Below are 16,600 nucleotides of genomic sequence, written 5' to 3'. Positions count from 1 at the left end.
CGCTAGATGCGCTGCCCGGCCACGGAGGAGCCGCGGCGGAGGTAGAAGAACGCGGTGACGGCCATCATCACGAGGTAGGCGCCGATGAAACCGTAGATCGCGCCGGTGTAGCTGCCGGTCGCGATCTTCGAGTTGCCGAGGACCTGGGGAATGATGAATCCGCCGTATGCGCCGATCGCGGAGATGAGGCCGAGGGCTGCTGCGGTCTTCCGCTGGGTGCTCACGTCGCCCGAGTTGGTGTGGGCGTCGCTGACGCCGCTGCGGGCGGCGAAGACGCTCGGGATCATCCGGTACGTCGACCCGTTGCCGACACCGGTCGCGACGAAGATGAGCAGGAAGCTCGCGAGGAACAGCCAGAAGTTGCCGAGGGAGAGCACCGCGATCACGAGCAGCGCGCCGAGGGCCATCACGCCGAAGGCCGCGATCGTGACGCGGGCTCCGCCGAAACGGTCGGCGAGCTTGCCGCCGGCCGGGCGGGCGAGGGAACCGACGAGGGCGCCGAGGAAGGCGAGGGAGATCGACGCGGCCATGATGTGGAAGGTCGAGTATGCCGGGAACTGGTCGGCGATGAGCTTCGGGAAGACGCTCGCGAAGCCGATGAAGGAGCCGAAGGTGCCGATGTAGAGCAGGGCGAGGATCCAGAGGTGCGGTTCGCGGAGCGCGGCGAGCGAACCGGCGAAGTCGGCCTTGGCGCTCGACAGGTTGTCCATGTGCTTCCAGGCGCCCCACATCGCGACGAGGATGAACGGCACCCAGAACCAGCCGGCGAGCGAGAGGTTGAGTGTTCCGGCGGCACCGATGGTGATCACGATCGGGACGACGAGCTGGGCGACGGCGGCACCGAGGTTGCCTCCCGCCGCGTTGAGTCCGAGGGCCCAGCCCTTCTGGCTCTGCGGGTAGAAGTAGGTGATGTTGGACATCGAGCTTGCGAAGTTGCCGCCGCCGAGGCCGGCGAGAGCAGCCACGAAGAGCATCACCGGGAACGGGGTGGCCGGGTTGCCGACGCAGATCCCGAGGGCGATCGACGGGATCAGGAGCAGGCCGGCGGAGATGATGGTCCAGTTGCGGCCGCCGAAGCGGGCCACCATGAACGTGTATGGGAAGCGGAGCGTCGCACCGACGAGGCTCGGCATCGAGATGAGCCAGAAGATCTGGCCGGTGTCGAAGGTGAAGCCGGCCTTGGGCAGCTGCACGACGACGATGCTCCAGAGCTGCCAGATCACGAAGCCGAGGAATTCGGCGAAGATCGACCACTTCAGGTTGCGGGAGGCGATGGCCTTGCCGCCGTCGTTCCACTGGGTGGTGTCTTCGGCGTTCCAGTTGTCGATCCATCGGCCGGGGCGGTGGACGAGGCTCGGGCCGGTGCGGAGACCGGTTGTGGGGGTATCGACTGCAGTCATGGTGTTCTCCTCGGGAGGGGTGTGCAGGGGACGGACAGGGGAAGATCGGGGAAAGAGTCAGGGGAAACGTCGGGGGAAACGTCAGGCGGCTTCGGAGAGGTGCACATGCACCTCGCCGTCCTCGACCCTGACCGGATAGGTGCGCAGCGAGTACTCGGCGGTGGTGAAGCATTCGCCGGTCTCGAGGTCGTAGACCTGCTTGTGCAGGGGCGAGGCGATGGTGAACCGGTCACCGCGCGAGCCGACGATGCCGCGGCTCATCACGAACGACCCGGTTGCGGGGTCACGGTTGTCGACGGCGTAGAGGCCGCCGTTCGGAAGCAGCAGGATGGCGAGCTGCTCATCGCCGACGAGGGCGGCTTCGCCCCAGAGCGGCTCGAGTTCGTCGAGGGAACAGACGCGGATCCAGGTGCCGGGGTGGTTCACGAGTGATCCCGCTTTCTGTGAGGTATGCCTGCCGGGTGGGCGATTCCCTCACGCTAAATCGGCCACGTTTCGCGGGTCCGCGCCGGACGCGTCGAATGCGTAAAGAAGTCCTCACCCTCCCCGGGCGGGCCGGTGAGGTCCCGGTCACACCTTGTTACATGGGCGCAACCGAGGGGAAACGCGGCCCTTTTAGGCTGGCAGCACCACCTACGGAAGGCTCCGCCATGGACAACGTCACGTTCGACGCCGCTCAGGCTCACTCAGGGCCGTCCGGCGCCCCCCGACGCGTCCTCGTCATCGGCGGCGGCCCCGCCGCACACCGGTTCACCGAGGCCATGCAGGCCAGGTCCACCCCGGGTCATGGCCGCGAACTCCTCGTCCTCGGCGATGAGGACCACCTGCCGTACGACCGGGTCGCCCTGTCCCGCCGCCTCGTCGACTCCGAGGACCTCACCCTCGGCGACCGGGCACTCTGGGAGACCCCCGGCGTCACCTACCGTGGCGGCAGCCGGGTAGACAGCGTCGACACCGCCGGCCGCACGGTCACCCTCGCCGATGGCGAGACCCTCTCCTACGACGAGCTCGTGTTCGCGACGGGATCGTCCGCCACCGTGCCGCCCATTCCCGGCGCCGAAGCCGGCCACGTCTATCGCACCATCGAGGACGTCGACTTCCTCGTCGCAGAGGTCGCCCATCTCCGCGAGCGGCTCGGCCGGCCCGCGAACGTCGTCGTCGTCGGCGGCGGCCTTCTCGGCCTCGAGGCCGCGGGCGGCCTGCAGCGCCTCGGCGGGCTCGCCACGATCGTGCACTCCGGCCGCTGGCTGATGAGCGCCCAGCTCGACGAGGGAGCAGGGCAGGCGCTCGGCCGGCTGATCGAGGCCCAGGGCATCACCCTCGCCCTCGGCAACCGGCCCACCGAGGTGCTCACCTCCCCGACCGGCCGCGTCCTCGGCGTCACACTCACCAACGGCACCCAGCTGCACGCCGACCTCGTCGTGTTCTCGATCGGCATCACGCCGCGCGACGAACTCGCCCGCGCGGCGGGACTCGAGCTCGGCCCGCGCGGCGGCATCGAGATCACGGATGCCTGCGGCACGTCGATCCCGCACATCTGGGCCATCGGGGAGGTCGCGAGCGTCAACGGCAGCTGCGTCGGCCTCGTCGCCCCGGCGAACGCGATGGCCGAGGTCGTCGCCGACCGGCTGCACGGCGGCGCCGCCGTCTTCCCCGGCATCGACGACGCCACCAAGCTCAAGCTCTCCGGGGTCGAGGTCGCGAGCTTCGGAGACGCCCTCGCCGCCGCGGAACACTCCCTCGAGGTCGTCTACGCCGACCCGGCCAGGGGCCTGTACCAGAAGATCGTCGTCACGGGAGACGCGAAGACCCTCCTCGGCGGCATCTTCGTCGGCGACGCCTCGCCATACACGGCGCTCCGGCCCCTGCTCGGCCGCGAGCTCGGCGCCGAACCGAGCGCCTACCTCTCCGCGGCCGGCGCCGAGCCGCCGGCGAACACCGACCTGCCGGACGACGTGCAGCTCTGTTCCTGCAACAACGTCTCGGTCGGCGCTGTGCGCTCCGCCATCCGCGGCGACGAGCACACCGAGGCCTGCACCGAACTCGGCCCGCTCAAGGCGTGCACCCGCGCGGGCACCCAGTGCGGCTCGTGCGTTCCCCTCGTCAAGAAGATCCTCGAGACGGAACTGACCCGGGCAGGCATCGCCGTCTCGCACGCCCTCTGCGAGCACATCGCGCTCAGCCGGAGCGAGCTCTTCGAATCCGTCCGCATCCTGCAGCTCACCCACTTCGACGAGATCATGGGCCGGTTCGGCAGCGGACTCGGCTGCGACATCTGCAAGCCCGTGATCGCCTCGATCCTCGCGACGCAGACCTCGGGGTACATCCTCGACGGCGGCCGCGGCGCCCTGCAGGACACCAACGACCGCGCCCTCGCCAACATGCAGAAGGACGGCACGTACTCGGTCGTGCCCCGGATCCCGGGCGGGGAGATCACGCCGGCCAAGCTCAAGGTCATCGCCGAGGTCGCCGCCGACTTCAACCTCTATACCAAGATCACCGGCGGCCAACGCATCGACCTGTTCGGCGCCCGCCTGGAACAGCTTCCCGACATCTGGAAGATCCTCGTCGAGGCCGGGTTCGAGTCCGGCCAGGCATACGGCAAGTCCCTCCGCACGGTCAAGAGCTGCGTCGGGTCGACCTGGTGCCGCTTCGGCGTGCAGGACTCCGTCGCGATGGCGATCAACCTCGAGCTGCGCTACCGGGGACTCCGCGCACCGCACAAGTTCAAGCTCGGCGTCTCCGGCTGCGCCCGCGAGTGCGCGGAGGCGCGCAGCAAGGACGTCGGCATCATCGCGACCGACCAGGGCTGGAACCTCTATGTCGGCGGTAACGGCGGCTTCCAGCCCGCCCACGCGCAGCTCCTCGCCCAGGACCTCGACGACGAGACCCTGATCAAGTACATCGACCGGTACCTGATGTACTACATCCGCACCGGCGACCGGCTGCAACGCACCGCCCGCTGGCAGGAAGACCTCGAGGGCGGGCTCGACCACGTGCGCGACGTCGTCTGCAACGACTCCCTCGGTATCGCCGAGGAGCTCGAGGCCGCCATGCTCGCCCACGTCGGCCACTACGAAGACGAATGGGCCGCGACCCTCAAGGATCCGGAGCGCCTGCGCCGGTTCCGCTCCTTCGTCAACGCCCCCGGAACCGCGGACCCCGCGCTCATGCAGGTCATCGAACGCGACCAGCCCCGGCCGGCGCGGCCTGCGGAGCGCGAGGCCGTGCTGCTCTCCGGTCCGAGCATCCCGGTCCGGCCCCGTGACACCACTGCCGCCGACACCGGTACCGCCATCACCACCGAACGCGCCATCGAACTGCGACAGGGAGTGTGAACCATGGACATCAGCCTCGACCTGGCCGGCCGCCGGGTCCTCGTCTTCGGAGGTGCCCTCGCGGCCAGGCGGGTGCTCGCCCGGTTCCTGGCCGCAGAGGCGATCGTCTACCTCGCCTCTGTCACCGTCGACGGGCATCCGCCGGAACGGCCGCACCCGCAGGTGCGCCCCGTCGAATACCCGCATTTCCCGCACGGCTGGCGTGACCTCGTCTCGGCGGTCGACCTGGTCGTGCTCGTCGAGGTCTCCGAGTCCACCGAGCGCATCATCGTCGATGCCTGCGCCGCGCAGCGCGTCTGGCTCAGTCGCGAACCCGCGGCGTCCGTCGCCCCGCTCGGCCGGGTGACCCTCGTCGGCGGCGGCCCCGGCGACGACGGTCTCCTCACGATGGCCGGTGTCCAGGCGCTCCGCGACGCCGACATCGTCTTCTACGACAAGCTCAGCCCGCACGACCGGCTCGACGAGTGGTGCCCCGGTGCCGAGCACGTCGACGTCGGCAAGACGCCGGGCCACCACGCCACCCCACAGGCCGACATCGAGCGGATGCTCGTCGACAGCGCCCTCGCCGGCCTCACCGTCGTCCGCCTCAAGGGCGGCGACCCGTTCGTGTTCGGGCGCGGCGGCGAGGAGGTACTCGCGTGCCGCGAGGCCGGCGTGCCGGTCACCGTCATCTCCGGGGTCACGAGCGCGATCTCGGTGCCGGCCGCCGCGGGCATCCCGGTCACCCACCGGGAACTCAGCCGGGTCTTCACCGTGCTCTCCGGCCACGCGCCGCTCAGCGAGAACGAGCTCGCCCACCTCGCCGGGCTCGGCGGCACGATCGTGGTCCTGATGGGCGTCGGGACCCTGCCGCACCTCACAGCGGGGCTCGCCCGCCACGGGATGCGGACAGACATGCCCGTCGCGATCATCGAGCAGGGCTTCTCTTCCCGCCAGCGCACCACGAAGGCCCGGCTCGACACGATCACCCCGCTCGCCGCGAAACTCGGCGCCCGCTCCCCCGCCGTCCTCGTGATCGGTGAGGTCGTACGATTGTCCCAGCACGACGACGCCGCCAGCGAGGAGCTGTTGCAGGCCATCGCGGGCAACGCCGAGCACGCACTGAACGCCGAGCACTGACCGGGGACATCCGCCCCGCTTCCCCCAGCCACCTGCCACCATCCAACGAGCCGGAGACACCGTCAACGACACGAGCGCCGAAGCAAGCCAGCCCGGGTTCCGCGCAGACCAGCTCGAGGGCTTCCGCATCGCCGTCACGAGCGATCGGCGCTCCGAGGACCTCATCGCCGCCTTCGAACGCCGCGGCGCCGAGGTCGTCCACGCGCCCGCCATCCGCATCGCGGCCGCGGCGGACGACGCCCGCATCACGAGCGACACCCTGACGATCATCGCCGCCCGGCCCGACATCCTCCTTGCGACGACCTCGTACGGCATCCGGCGCTGGTTCGAGGCGGCGGATGCCGCGGGTGTCGGCCACGAACTCACCGACACCCTCGCGCACTCCAGCATCCTCGTGCGCGGCCCGAAGGCGCGCGGCGCCGTGCGGGCGGCAGGCCTCGACGACGACGGGATGAGCGACGAGGAGACCACCAAGTCCCTCGTCGACTACGTGCTGCGGGACGGCGCCGCCGGGAAGACGATCGCGGTGCAGCTGCACGGCTTCACCGACCAGCCCCAGCTCGAGCGCCTCGTCGCCGCCGGCGCGACGGTGCTGACCGTCGCGCCCTACCGCTGGCTGCTCCCGGAGGACTCCGCACGGGTGCTGCGGCTCGTCGACCTGATCTGCGCGGGCGGCGTCGACGCGGTCACCTTCACAAGCGCCCCTGCCGTGATGGCCCTGTTCGGCGTCGCCGACTCGATCGGCCGTCTGGAGGAGCTGCAGGACGCGTTCAGTGAGACCGTCGTCGCCGCGGCCGTCGGCCCCGTCACCGCCGGCCCCCTGCTCGCCGCCGGGCTGGCACCGATCGTGCCGGAGCGGTTCCGGATGGGCGCGCTGATCAAGCTCGTCTGCGACCACCTCGAGCAGCAGCGGGTGCTGCGCCTCGACACCCGGTTCGGGCCCGTCGAGCTTCGCGGCCGGCTGTTCTCCCTCGCCGGCGCCCAAACCACTCTGCCGCCGAGCTCACTGACGCTGCTGCGCGTGCTGCTCGCCGCCGGCGGAACGGTCACCTCCCGGGCGAGCCTCACCGCGACGCTGCCCGAGATGCAGGACGACCACGCCGTCGACGTCGCGATCAGCCGGCTGCGCCAGGCGCTCCCCGAGCCGGGCCTCGTCGCGACGGTGATCAAGCGCGGCTACCGCATCGACGTCTGACCCGCCCTCCCTCGTTCCGAATTCCGGAGTTGAGCGCGTTCCGGGACAGAATCAGACCGGAATCGTGCCGAAAACGGCTCAACTCCTGAATTCGGAACACACCGGGGGTCAGGGGCTGGGCTGCATCCGGGCGGCGGCGACGGCCTCGAGCACGTCCTCCGAGCCGGCGTAGATACCGGAGGCACGCGGCCAGTGGCTGATCACGTCGGTGAAGCCGAGTTCTTCGGCCCGGCCGACGGCGTCGTCGAAGGCTCCCACGCTCTGCAGGGAGTAGCCGCCACCGCTGTCGAGGTTGAGGTACCGGTCGATCGAGCGAGGATCGCGGCCGACGGCATCCGCCGCGTCGTCGAGGCGCTCGGCGAGCGCGGCGACCTTCGTCCACCAGGCGTCACCGGTCGCGCCGTCGGGACCCGTCGTCACCCAGCCGGTGCCGTGGGTCGCCGCGAGGCGAAGCCCCTTCGGCCCGTTCGCCGCGATCACGAACGGGAGCCGGGGCGCCTGGGTCGGCGCGCCGACCATGCGTGCGCCGACGGCGGTGTACCAGTCGCCGGTGAAGTCGATGCCGGCCGTGCTGCCCTCCGGTTCCCCGCGGAGCAGCAGGTCGAGCAGGGTGACGAATTCGGTGAACCGCGCGTGCCGCTCCGGCCCGGTGTATGCCCGCTGGCCGAGCACGGTGGCGTCGAAGCCGGTGCCGCCCGATCCGACGCCGAGCAGGAACCGCCCGCCGGACAGCTCATCGAGTGTCGCGAGTTCCTTGGCGAAGGGCACCGGATGCCGGAAGTTCGGGTTCGAGACGAAGGTCCCGAGCCGCAGGTCACGCGTCACGAGTGCGGCAGCGGTCAGCGTCGGGATCGTGGCGTGCCACGGTTCGTCGGCGAGGCTGCGCCAGGACAGGTGATCGTAGGTCCAGCCGTGGTCGAAGCCGAGACGTTCGGCGCCCCGCCACTTGCGGGAGGCTTCCGGCCAGGGGTCCTGGGGGAGGATGACGATTCCGTAGCGCATGGTCACAGTCTAGGAGCGTGTTCTGTTCGGCCCCCGGACCCGGTGTTCTCCACAGCCGGGGGCGCGGAACCCGTGCGTTTGTCTGCGCTCAGTGACACACTCGAGCCATGAGCAGCAGAGAGCATGGGATCCGATGCGCCATCGTTCCGCCGTACCTCCTGGTTCGGCTCGCGAGACTCGACGACCCGCGGTACGCGGCCGCCGCTGACGCGGCGAGGCACTCGCTCCTGCGGGACGCGCCGCTGCGCGAGCGACGGAGCACGACGCATCCGCCGACCGTGCACCCGGCCGCCCGCGGCGGGGCAGCCACTCCCGGTGAGCTCGACAGGGCCGTTTCGGATGCCGGCGGCCTCGAACGCCTGCCCGGTCGCCTGGTGCGGTCGAAGGTCCAGGCCCCCGTCGGTGATGTCGCGGTGAACGAGGCCTGGGACGGCCTCGGCCACACCCATGCCCTGTTCTGGACCGGGTTCGGGCACGACTCGATCGACGGCCATGGACTGCCCCTCGAGGCGAGTGTGCACTACGGCCGCAACTACGACAACGCCTTCTGGGACGGCGAGCGGATGGTCTTCGGCGACGGCGACGGCGAGGTGTTCAACCGGTTCACGGCGTCACTGACGGTGATCGGCCACGAGCTCACCCACGGGGTCACCCAGTTCAGCGCCAACCTCGCCTATGAGGGACAGTCGGGGGCCCTCAACGAATCCGTGTCCGACGTGTTCGGGTCGCTCGTCGAGCAGTTCGCCCTCGGGCAGTCCGTCGCAGAGGCGAGCTGGCTGATCGGTGCCGGCCTCTTCACCGACCAGGTCCAGGGCGCGGCGCTGCGCTCGCTCAAGGCGCCGGGAACGGCGTACAACGACGACGTGCTCGGTATGGACCCGCAACCGTCGGACATGAGCGGCTACGTCGATTCCGTGGACGACAACGGAGGCGTGCACCTGAACTCGGGTATCCCGAACCGGGCGTTCTACCTCGTGGCCGCCGAGCTGGGCGGAAACGCGTGGGAGGGCGCCGGCCGGATCTGGTACGACACGCTCACGAGCGGAACGCTGCGGCCCCGCGTCGACTTCTCCGGGTTCGCCCGCGCAACCGTGACGGCCGCGACCAGGCGATTCGGCCCCGGCTCCCGCGAGCACAGCGCTGTCGTGGCCGGCTGGAGTGGTGTCGGGCTCGGGAAGGGACTCGGCGGAGTAACATCGCGGGCATGAAGGTCATCGTTTCGCGAAGCGGTGGCATCGCCGGAGTGCGGGTCACCTGGGAGGTCCAGGTCGACGAGCAGGCCGACGCGGCGGCGTGGACCGATTTTCTCGCGTCCCTGCCCTGGGACGACGTCGTCGAGAGGGCGCCGGAACCGGACCGCTACGTGTACCGCATCCGGTGCGCCCCCCACGAAGTCGTGCTCGCGGAACCGGACCTCTCCGGCCCGTGGCGGCAGCTCGTCGACCGGGTGCGCACCACGCACGACCGCGACTGAGGCCCGGACGGCCCTGCACCGGCTGCGCGCGGGGGGTCGCGTCGGCCCGGTTTCGAGGCGGTGCGGCCCGACCGGGACATTCGGGTCTGCCGTGAGTTCACGTCGACAGCGGAGGGTGGTGGCGGAGCACCCGGTTGCGTGGGAATATGAACCATGGAAACCAACGACCTGTATCCGGTGCATGTCCTCGACGATGAGGAATGCTGGGACCTCCTGATCTCCTCGAGCTTCGGTCGCCTCGCCCTCAGCATCGCGGGCGAACCGGACATCTACCCGGTCAACTTCGTCGCCGCCGACCGGCGTCTGGTCTTCCGCACCGCGGAGGGAACTAAGCTCCTCGAACTCACCGTCAACAACAAGGTCGCCTTCGAGACGGACGGAATCGGACGCGACGAGGCCTGGAGCGTCGTCGCGAGGGGCCACGCACGGGTGCTGGAACAGCAGACCGACATCGATGCCGCCGACCAGCTGCCGTTGCGCCCGCTCATCCCGACGCTCAAGTACATCTACGTGGAGATCATTCCCGAGACGGTGAGCGGCCGCCGATTCCAGCTCGGACCAGAACCCGAACGGTACTGATGAGCGGCCCGGCCGTCCCCGGCACCGTCCTGGTCACCGGGACCTCCTCGGGCATCGGGCTCCAGGCCGCGGTCGCGGCCGCCCGCGCAGGACACACCGTCGTCGCGACCATGCGCACCCTCGAGGGAGCCCGCGCCCTCCGCAGCGCGGGCGAAACGGCGGGCGTGAACCTCGACATCCGCCGCCTCGACGTGACGGAGCCCGCGTCGATCACCGAGGTCATCGCGCACATGCTCGACCGGTACGGCCGGATCGACGCCCTGGTGAACAACGCAGGGGCCGGCCACGTCGGCACCATCGAGAACGAGGGCCTCGACGTCGTGCGCGCGGTCATGGAGGTCAATTTCTTCGGTGTCGTGAGCGTCACCCGCGCGGCGCTGCCGCACCTTCGGCAGAGCCGCGGCCGGCTGATCACCGTCACGAGCGTCGGCGGCGTCGTCGGCCAGCCGTTCAGCGAGGCGTACTGTGCGGCGAAATTCGCGGTCGAGGGATTCATGGAGAGCCTCGCCCCCGTCGCGGCGACCGCCGGTGTCACGGTCACGGTCGTCGAACCCGGCGCGGTCGCATCGTCGTTCGTCGACAACGTCGGCCTCGACCCGCGCGCCAGTCCGCCGAACGATCCGTACGCATCCGCCCTAGCGGGGTACCTCGCCAGGGCCGCGCAGTCATTCAGTGCCGCGCAGTCTGCGGAGAGCGCCGGGGCCTTCGTCGCCGCGCTGCTCGACGGCGAGCGTCCGCCGTTCCGGGTGCAGACCTCCGACGCGGCGCGCGCGTTCGTCGGCGTCAAACTCGCCGATGCCGACGGCTCAGCAGTGCAGCGCATGACCACGGCCTGGCTCGATTAGCAGCAGGCTCGACGGGCAGCAGGCTCGACTAGCGGCTGAGGCGCAGGAGGCGGAGCACCGCCAGCCCGTAGGCATCCGCCGCGTCGGTCGCCTCGACGGCCTCGAGCACCCCGGCGAGCAGCGCGGTGACCCGATAGGCGTCGTCGCCGAGCCGCTCGAGGGAGTGGAATGCACCCCCGAGCATCTCCCGGAGCTGGTCCTCCCGGGGGAGCCAGAGGGCGTCCTCGAGGGCGAGCGAGTCGAGTGCCCACTCGGTCGTGCCGTTGAAGCCGAGGATGGTGCCGGTGTCGAATTCATGCGGTTCGATGGTCATCTCGCTGACCGTGAACACCTCGACGTCGAAGCCGGCCCTTTCGATCCGGAACGCGTCGCCTGAGGCGGGCCGCCAGGCCAGTCCGGCGGCTTCGAGGGCACGTGCGCAGTCGATTGAGATCATGGGACATTCTCGTCCGGACGATCGCAGACCACTAGCGTTGAAAGGAAGAGTTTTCAGGAGGCAGTCCGTGACCCGAACCGTGAACCTGACGGTGCACGTCAAGCCCGGCAGCCGCAAGGGCCCGCTCGTCGCCGTCGACGACCCGGACTCCCTCGGCACTCCCGCGGCGACGAGCGCGCCGACGGATGCCTCGCTCACGGTCTACCTGCAGCAGCGGGCCGTCGAGGGCGCCGCCAACGACGCCCTCGTCAAGCTGCTCGCGAAGCACTTCGCCGTCTCGAAGAGCGCCGTCACGATCGTGCGCGGACACACCTCGCGGGTTAAACACGTGCGCATCGACCACGAGTCGTGATCGATGCGCACGGGTTGCGGGTGAGTGCGCGGCCTAGCTGACGCCGCGCAGGTCGATCACGAAGATGAGGGTCTGGCCGGAGAGGCGGTGTCCTCCGCCGGCGGGCCCGTACGCCAGATGCGGCGGCACGACGAGCTTGCGACGCCCGCCGACCTTCATGCCGGGGATGCCCTGCTGCCAGCCCGCGATGAGCGAGCGCAGCGGGAAATTGATCGACTGGCCACGGCTCCACGAGGAGTCGAATTCGTCGCCGGTGTCGTATTCGACGCCGAGGTAGTGCACGTCGACGGTCGCGCCGGCGGTCGCCTCGGCGCCCTCGCCAACCACGATGTCGGTAATGGTGAGCTCCGTGGGCGCTGGGCCCTCCGGTGCGTCGAGTTCGGGCTTGGTGTTCAGATCAGTCATGCACCCATCCAATCGGATTTCCCGGCATCATGCACGCTGGAAATTACCCCTTGCGCGAACGGCACCGGAGGGCGCACGATATCAGCAGGAACTCGTCATCCGGGAGAGTCGTCGGCAGTGCCACGCCACCGGATGACGAGTTCACTCGTTAACCGGCCGCGGGTCGACCGGCCGCGGGCGGCATCAGCCCTCTGAGAGCGGATGCCGGGCCTCAGCCGATCACGACCGCCCGGTGCGCCTGGACGAGAGCGAGAAGCTCGGCCTCGTCGGCGCGGGCGACCCGGTCGGCGGTGCCGTTCAGCATCCGCTGCCTGGCGAAGGCGAGCCGGGTCGCGTCGGCGATGAACAGGCGCATCGCGAGGCGACGTTCCCGTGGCTGCCGGGCGGCCCAGGCGCGCGCCTGCCGCCGCCCGGGTCCTGTCGCGAGCATCGAGACTTCCCTGGACGTGAACCAGCCGGCCACCGCGTACTCGCCGAGCCTGGCGACGGTGATCTTTTCCTCCTGGCGCCGGAGCAGCACGACGGCGACGATGTACCCGATGAAGAGCGGGAGCTGCACGAGCAGGTAGTAGAAGAGAAGCGCGGAGTCGTTCGTGAGCAGGTAGGCGGCGCCGTTCCAGAGGCCGTGCAGGGCGACCGCGAGCGCGAATCCGGCGAGAACGATGAGGACCCGGCCGAGCGCACCGCCGGCCCTGCGCCGGCTCACGATGCCGAACGCGATCCCGGTGCACGCGGTGAACGTGACGTGGGCGAACGGCGAGAAGACCCCGCGGACGAGGAACGTGAAACCGAGCCCGTCTGCACCGCTCTCGAGCATGGCCACGCCGAAGTACTGGATGTTCTCGGAGAACGCGAAACCGGCCGCGATCGTCGCCGCATAGACGATGCCGTCGACGGGCCCGTCGAACGTGCGCCGGAGCACGAGGAACAGCACCAGGATCCCGACGCCCTTCGCGCCCTCCTCGACGAGGGGCGCCTGCAGCACGGCGGCGAACGCATCCGTGCCCGAGCCCGCGCCGCCCGCCTCCGAGCCGGCGCGGGAGCTCCCCGCCGCGGCGAGCGCGAGCTGCACGCCGAAGTCGAAGACGAGGGCCGTGACGACGGAGATGCCGGCTCCCCAGAGGAACGCGAACCAGAGCGCGGGTCGGGGTTCCGGCTCCCAGCGATCGATCCAGCGCACCACGAGCAGGATGCCGGTGAGGGGCACGAGGGCGAGCAGGAGGCAGAGCACGAGGGCGGACGGACCGAGGAACGTGGAGAGGTAGACGAGGACGAGCAGGAGCGCCAGGCTCCCGAAGACGAGCCCGATGATCGTCAGTGCGATCAGGCCGCCCGGGGTACGGCGCACGGGAGCGGTCCACACCGGGGCGACGGGCGTCACCGGCCCGCCGAGGAGTGGGGCGGCGGAACCGGGTGCGGGCTCAGGCGTCATGACCCACAGGATACCGGGCGGGGCGGTTGCGGTTCTGACCGCATTCGGGGGTCGCGGACAGACCACGCGGTCCCGCGCGGGGCTTGTGCCGGGTTCGTGGGAGGCCGTCGGGCGGGCGCGCGATGTCCGAATTCCGCTACCGACGTCGGGTCGGGAATGGCAGGCTGGAGGGGTGAACCCTTCCGACGCCACGAGACGCACGCCCGGCCGATCCGGAACGACCGGCCGCTCCGGCGTCGCAGAGCGCGGCGACGACCGCCTCGCCGACCCGGTCTTCGCCGAACGGTACCGAGCGATGAGCTCCCGCGACGCGCGGTTCGACGGCCAGTTCATCACGGGCGTGCACTCGACCGGGATCTACTGCCGGCCGAGCTGCCCGGCGGCGACCCCCCGGCCAGGCAACGTCTCCTTCTACCTGACGAGCGCAGCGGCGCACGAGGCCGGCTTGCGCGCCTGCAAGCGCTGCCTGCCCGACGCGGTGCCCGGCTCCCCTGACTGGAACACCAGGGACGACCTCGCGGCGCGCGCGATGCGCCTGATCGACGACGGCACCGTCGAACGCGACGGCGTACCCGGCCTCGCCCGCCGCCTCGGCTACACCCCGCGCCACCTCACCCGGGTACTCGTCGCCGAGCTCGGCGCCGGTCCTCTCGCCCTCGCCAGGGCGCACCGCGCCCAGACCGCGCGCCTGCTCCTGCTCGGCACCGCCCTCCCGATCAGCGAGGTCGCCTTCGCCGCGGGATTCGGCAGCGTTCGCCAGTTCAACGACACGATCGCCGCGGTCTACGAGCGCACCCCCGGGGAGCTGCGCCGCTCTGCCCGCGCGCCGCGTGCGGGCAACACCGCCGGCGCACCCCGGGCCGCAGCCCGGGCGGCGACCGCGGCCGAGGCGACCGCCACCGCGCACGGCCAGGCCCCGCGGTCCCCCGGTCCACTGGTTGCTGCGGCCGGGTCCGCGCCCGGGCACGGGCACGCGACCGGACCGACCGCATCCGGGCGGTCCCCGTTCCTCGTGACCGACCGGGCGGATGCCGCCGGCCGCGCCGCCGCGGACCCCGGCATCCCCGCAGGGCCGGGCACCGGCATCCGCCTGCTGCTGCCCGCGCGGGCTCCGTTCGACGGTGCCGGTGTGCTGGCGTTTCTCGGCGCCCGGGCCATCCCGGGGGTCGAGGTGGCCGGCCCAGGTACCTATGCGCGCACGCTGCGCCTGCCGCACGGGGCCGCGACGGTCGAGCTGAGCCTCGCCGGAACCGAGGACGCGCCCCAGCTGGCCTGCGCGGCGCGGCTCGACAGCCTCGACGACCTCGCCCCGCTCGTGAGCCGGGTGCGGCGGCTGCTCGACCTCGACGCCGACGCGCAGGCGATCGACCACGCGCTCTCCGTCGACCCGCTCCTGGCCGGGGCCGTGCGCGCGGTCCCTGGCATCCGCCTGCCCGGCAGCATGGATCCGGAGGAGACCCTGTTCCGGGCGTTGTTCGGGCAGCAGGTCTCCGTCGCGTCCGCCCGCACCGCGCTTGCGCGGCTGTGCGCGGAGCTCGGAGCGCCCCTGCCGCTTTCCGTGCCGGGGCAGGCGACTCTGCCGGGGCAGGCGCCCGCGCAGCCGTCCGCGCCCGCAACCGGCGACGAGCCTGCGCCGCGCCTGGACCGGCTGTTCCCGACGGCCGAACGCATCGCGGCCGACGGGCACAGCGTGCTGCGCGGACCGGCGAGGAGGATCGCTGCGATCCTCGGCGTCGCAGAAGCGCTCGCGACCGGAGAGCTCACCCTGTCGACGGCGGATTCCCGGGAGTCCCTGACCGCGACGTTGACCGCGCTGCCCGGGATCGGACCGTGGACCGCAGGCTATGTGGCCATGCGCGTGCTCGGGAGCCCGGACATCCTCCTGACGAGCGACCTGGCCCTCCGCCAGGGCGCAGCCCGGCTCGGCCTCCCCGGCGACCCGCGCGCCCTCGCGGCCCACGGCGCCGGCTGGGCGCCCTGGCGCAGCTACGCCGGAATGCACCTCTGGCGGGCCGCCGCGCTCCCCGGGCCGGCTGCGGCGTAGCTCTCCCGATTGACGGCTACTCTAGGCAGGTGAAGTTTGCGCACCTCAGAGTTGATGGCCAGTCCACGCCCCGCCTGGCAGCGGTGTTCGCGGAATCCGCGCTTTTCCTCGACGAGATCCTCGAGGACGCCCCGCGCGACCTGCAGGACCTGATCGAACGAGGCAGCGGCGAGTACGACCGGGTGCGCGCCCTCAGCGAGAACGCGGTCGCCCACGGAGCGACGCTCACTCCGCTCGAGGAGCTGCGCTACTCATCCGCGGTGCTGCGGCCGCCGCAGATCATCGCGATCGGCGCCAACTACGCCGCGCACTCCGACGAGCTCAAGCTGCGGACGGAGACCGGCGCGATCGTGTTCTCACTCTGGCCGAATTCCCTCACCGGCCACGAGTCGACGATCTCGTGGGCCCCGGAGGTCGCCACCCAGGTCGACTACGAGGCGGAGCTCGGCGTCATCATCGGGCGCCCGGCCCGCAACGTGTCGGTGCGTGACGCCCTCGACTATGTGTTCGGCTACACGGTCGTCAACGACATCACGGCCCGCAACCTGCAGTTCTCCGAGGCGCAGTGGTCGCGGTGCAAGTCCTTCGACGGCTTCACCCCGACCGGCCCGGTCGTGGTGACCCGCGACGAGATCGCCGATCCGCAGGACCTCACGCTGACCACCCACGTCGACGGGCGCATCCTGCAGGATGCCTCGACCGGCGACATGATGCGGTCGGTCGCAGAGCTCGTGTCCTACCTCTCGCAGACCTCGACGCTGCTGCCCGGCACGCTCATCTCCACGGGCAGCCCCGGCGGCGCGGGCTACAGCCGCACTCCCCCGGTCTTCCTGCACGACGGCTCGACCGTGACGATCACCGTGGACAAGATCGGCTTCCTGACCACGCACTGCCGCACCCTCTGACGCCCCCTCGGGCGGGCCGGGAGTAGCATGTGCGGCGAGTCCGTACCCGACCCGAATCGGCGCGGCGAGAGGGG

Annotated in this window: 16 protein-coding genes; 10 read left to right on the top strand and 6 right to left on the bottom strand. The window is 70.9% G+C overall.

What is annotated here, in order from left to right:
- Positions 1-2: 2 nt before the first annotated feature.
- Together RHM57_RS04205 and nirD are read right to left on the bottom strand one after the other, a co-directional pair.
- Positions 3-1,400 carry an MFS transporter gene (locus RHM57_RS04205; protein WP_134449584.1) on the bottom strand — a complete coding sequence of 466 codons (1,398 nt, stop codon included), beginning with the start codon at positions 1,398-1,400 and terminating at the stop codon, positions 3-5.
- An 81-nt stretch (positions 1,401-1,481) separates the two neighbouring features.
- On the bottom strand, positions 1,482-1,826 hold the full coding sequence (gene nirD / locus RHM57_RS04200) for a nitrite reductase small subunit NirD (RefSeq protein WP_134449583.1): 345 nt from the start codon (positions 1,824-1,826) through the stop codon (positions 1,482-1,484).
- Between the two features lie 224 nt (positions 1,827-2,050).
- Between nirD and nirB the strand changes: the two genes are divergently transcribed.
- Genes nirB through RHM57_RS04185 form a run of 3 tightly spaced genes read left to right on the top strand, consistent with a single transcriptional unit; the run spans position 2,051 to position 7,052 of the window.
- Positions 2,051-4,738: a nitrite reductase large subunit NirB gene (gene nirB / locus RHM57_RS04195; RefSeq protein ID WP_322140719.1), complete on the top strand. Its 2,688-nt coding sequence runs from the start codon at positions 2,051-2,053 to the stop codon at positions 4,736-4,738.
- Positions 4,739-4,741: 3 nt separating this feature from the next.
- On the top strand, positions 4,742-5,857 hold the full coding sequence (gene cobA, locus RHM57_RS04190; protein WP_134558838.1) for a uroporphyrinogen-III C-methyltransferase: 1,116 nt from the start codon (positions 4,742-4,744) through the stop codon (positions 5,855-5,857).
- Between the two features lie 40 nt (positions 5,858-5,897).
- A complete protein-coding gene (locus RHM57_RS04185) occupies positions 5,898-7,052 on the top strand; it encodes a uroporphyrinogen-III synthase (RefSeq protein ID WP_134449580.1) in 1,155 nt (384 codons plus the stop codon).
- Positions 7,053-7,160: 108 nt separating this feature from the next.
- Here RHM57_RS04185 and RHM57_RS04180 read toward each other — a convergent pair whose 3' ends face one another.
- On the bottom strand, positions 7,161-8,054 hold the full coding sequence (locus RHM57_RS04180; RefSeq protein ID WP_134563920.1) for an LLM class flavin-dependent oxidoreductase: 894 nt from the start codon (positions 8,052-8,054) through the stop codon (positions 7,161-7,163).
- Positions 8,055-8,161: 107 nt separating this feature from the next.
- Here RHM57_RS04180 and RHM57_RS04175 point away from each other — a divergent pair, with 107 nt between their 5' ends.
- The 4 genes from RHM57_RS04175 (at position 8,162) to RHM57_RS04160 (ending at position 10,952) form a co-directional block, all read left to right on the top strand.
- Positions 8,162-9,262 carry a M4 family metallopeptidase gene (locus RHM57_RS04175; RefSeq protein WP_134561035.1) on the top strand — a complete coding sequence of 367 codons (1,101 nt, stop codon included), beginning with the start codon at positions 8,162-8,164 and terminating at the stop codon, positions 9,260-9,262.
- Entirely contained in the window at positions 9,259-9,528 is a 270-nt protein-coding gene (locus tag RHM57_RS04170; RefSeq protein ID WP_134449577.1) for a protealysin inhibitor emfourin, read from the top strand. Before RHM57_RS04175 ends, RHM57_RS04170 begins: the two co-directional genes overlap by 4 nt.
- Positions 9,529-9,681: 153 nt before the next feature.
- On the top strand, positions 9,682-10,107 hold the full coding sequence (locus tag RHM57_RS04165; RefSeq protein ID WP_134449576.1) for a pyridoxamine 5'-phosphate oxidase family protein: 426 nt from the start codon (positions 9,682-9,684) through the stop codon (positions 10,105-10,107).
- Positions 10,107-10,952: an SDR family oxidoreductase gene (locus tag RHM57_RS04160; protein ID WP_134558836.1), complete on the top strand. Its 846-nt coding sequence runs from the start codon at positions 10,107-10,109 to the stop codon at positions 10,950-10,952. Before RHM57_RS04165 ends, RHM57_RS04160 begins: the two co-directional genes overlap by 1 nt.
- Positions 10,953-10,980: 28 nt before the next feature.
- On the opposite strand, the gene RHM57_RS04155 is transcribed toward RHM57_RS04160, so the two are convergent.
- On the bottom strand, positions 10,981-11,388 hold the full coding sequence (locus RHM57_RS04155; protein ID WP_134449574.1) for a hypothetical protein: 408 nt from the start codon (positions 11,386-11,388) through the stop codon (positions 10,981-10,983).
- 67 nt (positions 11,389-11,455) lie between these two features.
- Here RHM57_RS04155 and RHM57_RS04150 point away from each other — a divergent pair, with 67 nt between their 5' ends.
- A complete protein-coding gene (locus RHM57_RS04150) occupies positions 11,456-11,740 on the top strand; it encodes a DUF167 domain-containing protein (RefSeq protein WP_241975325.1) in 285 nt (94 codons plus the stop codon).
- A 33-nt stretch (positions 11,741-11,773) separates the two neighbouring features.
- Here RHM57_RS04150 and RHM57_RS04145 read toward each other — a convergent pair whose 3' ends face one another.
- Positions 11,774-12,145: an FKBP-type peptidyl-prolyl cis-trans isomerase gene (locus RHM57_RS04145; protein WP_166788266.1), complete on the bottom strand. Its 372-nt coding sequence runs from the start codon at positions 12,143-12,145 to the stop codon at positions 11,774-11,776.
- Positions 12,146-12,356: 211 nt separating this feature from the next.
- The gene (locus RHM57_RS04140; protein ID WP_134558835.1) at positions 12,357-13,577 is read right to left on the bottom strand and encodes a PrsW family intramembrane metalloprotease; all 1,221 of its coding nucleotides are present in this window, start codon (positions 13,575-13,577) and stop codon (positions 12,357-12,359) included.
- Positions 13,578-13,749: 172 nt separating this feature from the next.
- Here RHM57_RS04140 and RHM57_RS04135 point away from each other — a divergent pair, with 172 nt between their 5' ends.
- Positions 13,750-15,621 (top strand): AlkA N-terminal domain-containing protein, encoded by a 1,872-nt coding sequence (locus RHM57_RS04135; RefSeq protein WP_322136169.1) that lies wholly within the window; start codon positions 13,750-13,752, stop codon positions 15,619-15,621.
- Between the two features lie 29 nt (positions 15,622-15,650).
- Positions 15,651-16,526, top strand: coding sequence for a fumarylacetoacetate hydrolase family protein (locus RHM57_RS04130; protein WP_134449571.1), 876 nt, complete (start codon positions 15,651-15,653; stop codon positions 16,524-16,526).
- Positions 16,527-16,600 lie beyond the last annotated feature (74 nt).

Origin of the sequence: Cryobacterium sp. 10S3, from assembly GCF_034344045.1 — a bacterium.
GTDB lineage: Bacteria > Actinomycetota > Actinomycetes > Actinomycetales > Microbacteriaceae > Cryobacterium > Cryobacterium glucosi.
The sequence above is the reverse complement of the archived record's forward strand: the minus strand, read 5'-3'. Positions and strand labels throughout refer to the sequence as shown.

What these genes read in the sequence shown, in the direction of transcription:
- RHM57_RS04205 (WP_134449584.1), bottom strand. Translation starts at nt 1,400, where the DNA reads ATGACTGCAGTCGATACCCCCACAACCGGTCTCCGCACCGGCCCGAGC.
- nirB (WP_322140719.1), top strand. Translation starts at nt 2,051, where the DNA reads ATGGACAACGTCACGTTCGACGCCGCTCAGGCTCACTCAGGGCCGTCC.
- cobA (WP_134558838.1), top strand. Translation starts at nt 4,742, where the DNA reads ATGGACATCAGCCTCGACCTGGCCGGCCGCCGGGTCCTCGTCTTCGGA.
- RHM57_RS04180 (WP_134563920.1), bottom strand. Translation starts at nt 8,054, where the DNA reads ATGCGCTACGGAATCGTCATCCTCCCCCAGGACCCCTGGCCGGAAGCC.
- RHM57_RS04175 (WP_134561035.1), top strand. Translation starts at nt 8,162, where the DNA reads ATGAGCAGCAGAGAGCATGGGATCCGATGCGCCATCGTTCCGCCGTAC.
- RHM57_RS04170 (WP_134449577.1), top strand. Translation starts at nt 9,259, where the DNA reads ATGAAGGTCATCGTTTCGCGAAGCGGTGGCATCGCCGGAGTGCGGGTC.
- RHM57_RS04165 (WP_134449576.1), top strand. Translation starts at nt 9,682, where the DNA reads ATGGAAACCAACGACCTGTATCCGGTGCATGTCCTCGACGATGAGGAA.
- RHM57_RS04160 (WP_134558836.1), top strand. Translation starts at nt 10,107, where the DNA reads ATGAGCGGCCCGGCCGTCCCCGGCACCGTCCTGGTCACCGGGACCTCC.
- RHM57_RS04155 (WP_134449574.1), bottom strand. Translation starts at nt 11,388, where the DNA reads ATGATCTCAATCGACTGCGCACGTGCCCTCGAAGCCGCCGGACTGGCC.
- RHM57_RS04145 (WP_166788266.1), bottom strand. Translation starts at nt 12,145, where the DNA reads ATGACTGATCTGAACACCAAGCCCGAACTCGACGCACCGGAGGGCCCA.
- RHM57_RS04140 (WP_134558835.1), bottom strand. Translation starts at nt 13,577, where the DNA reads ATGACGCCTGAGCCCGCACCCGGTTCCGCCGCCCCACTCCTCGGCGGG.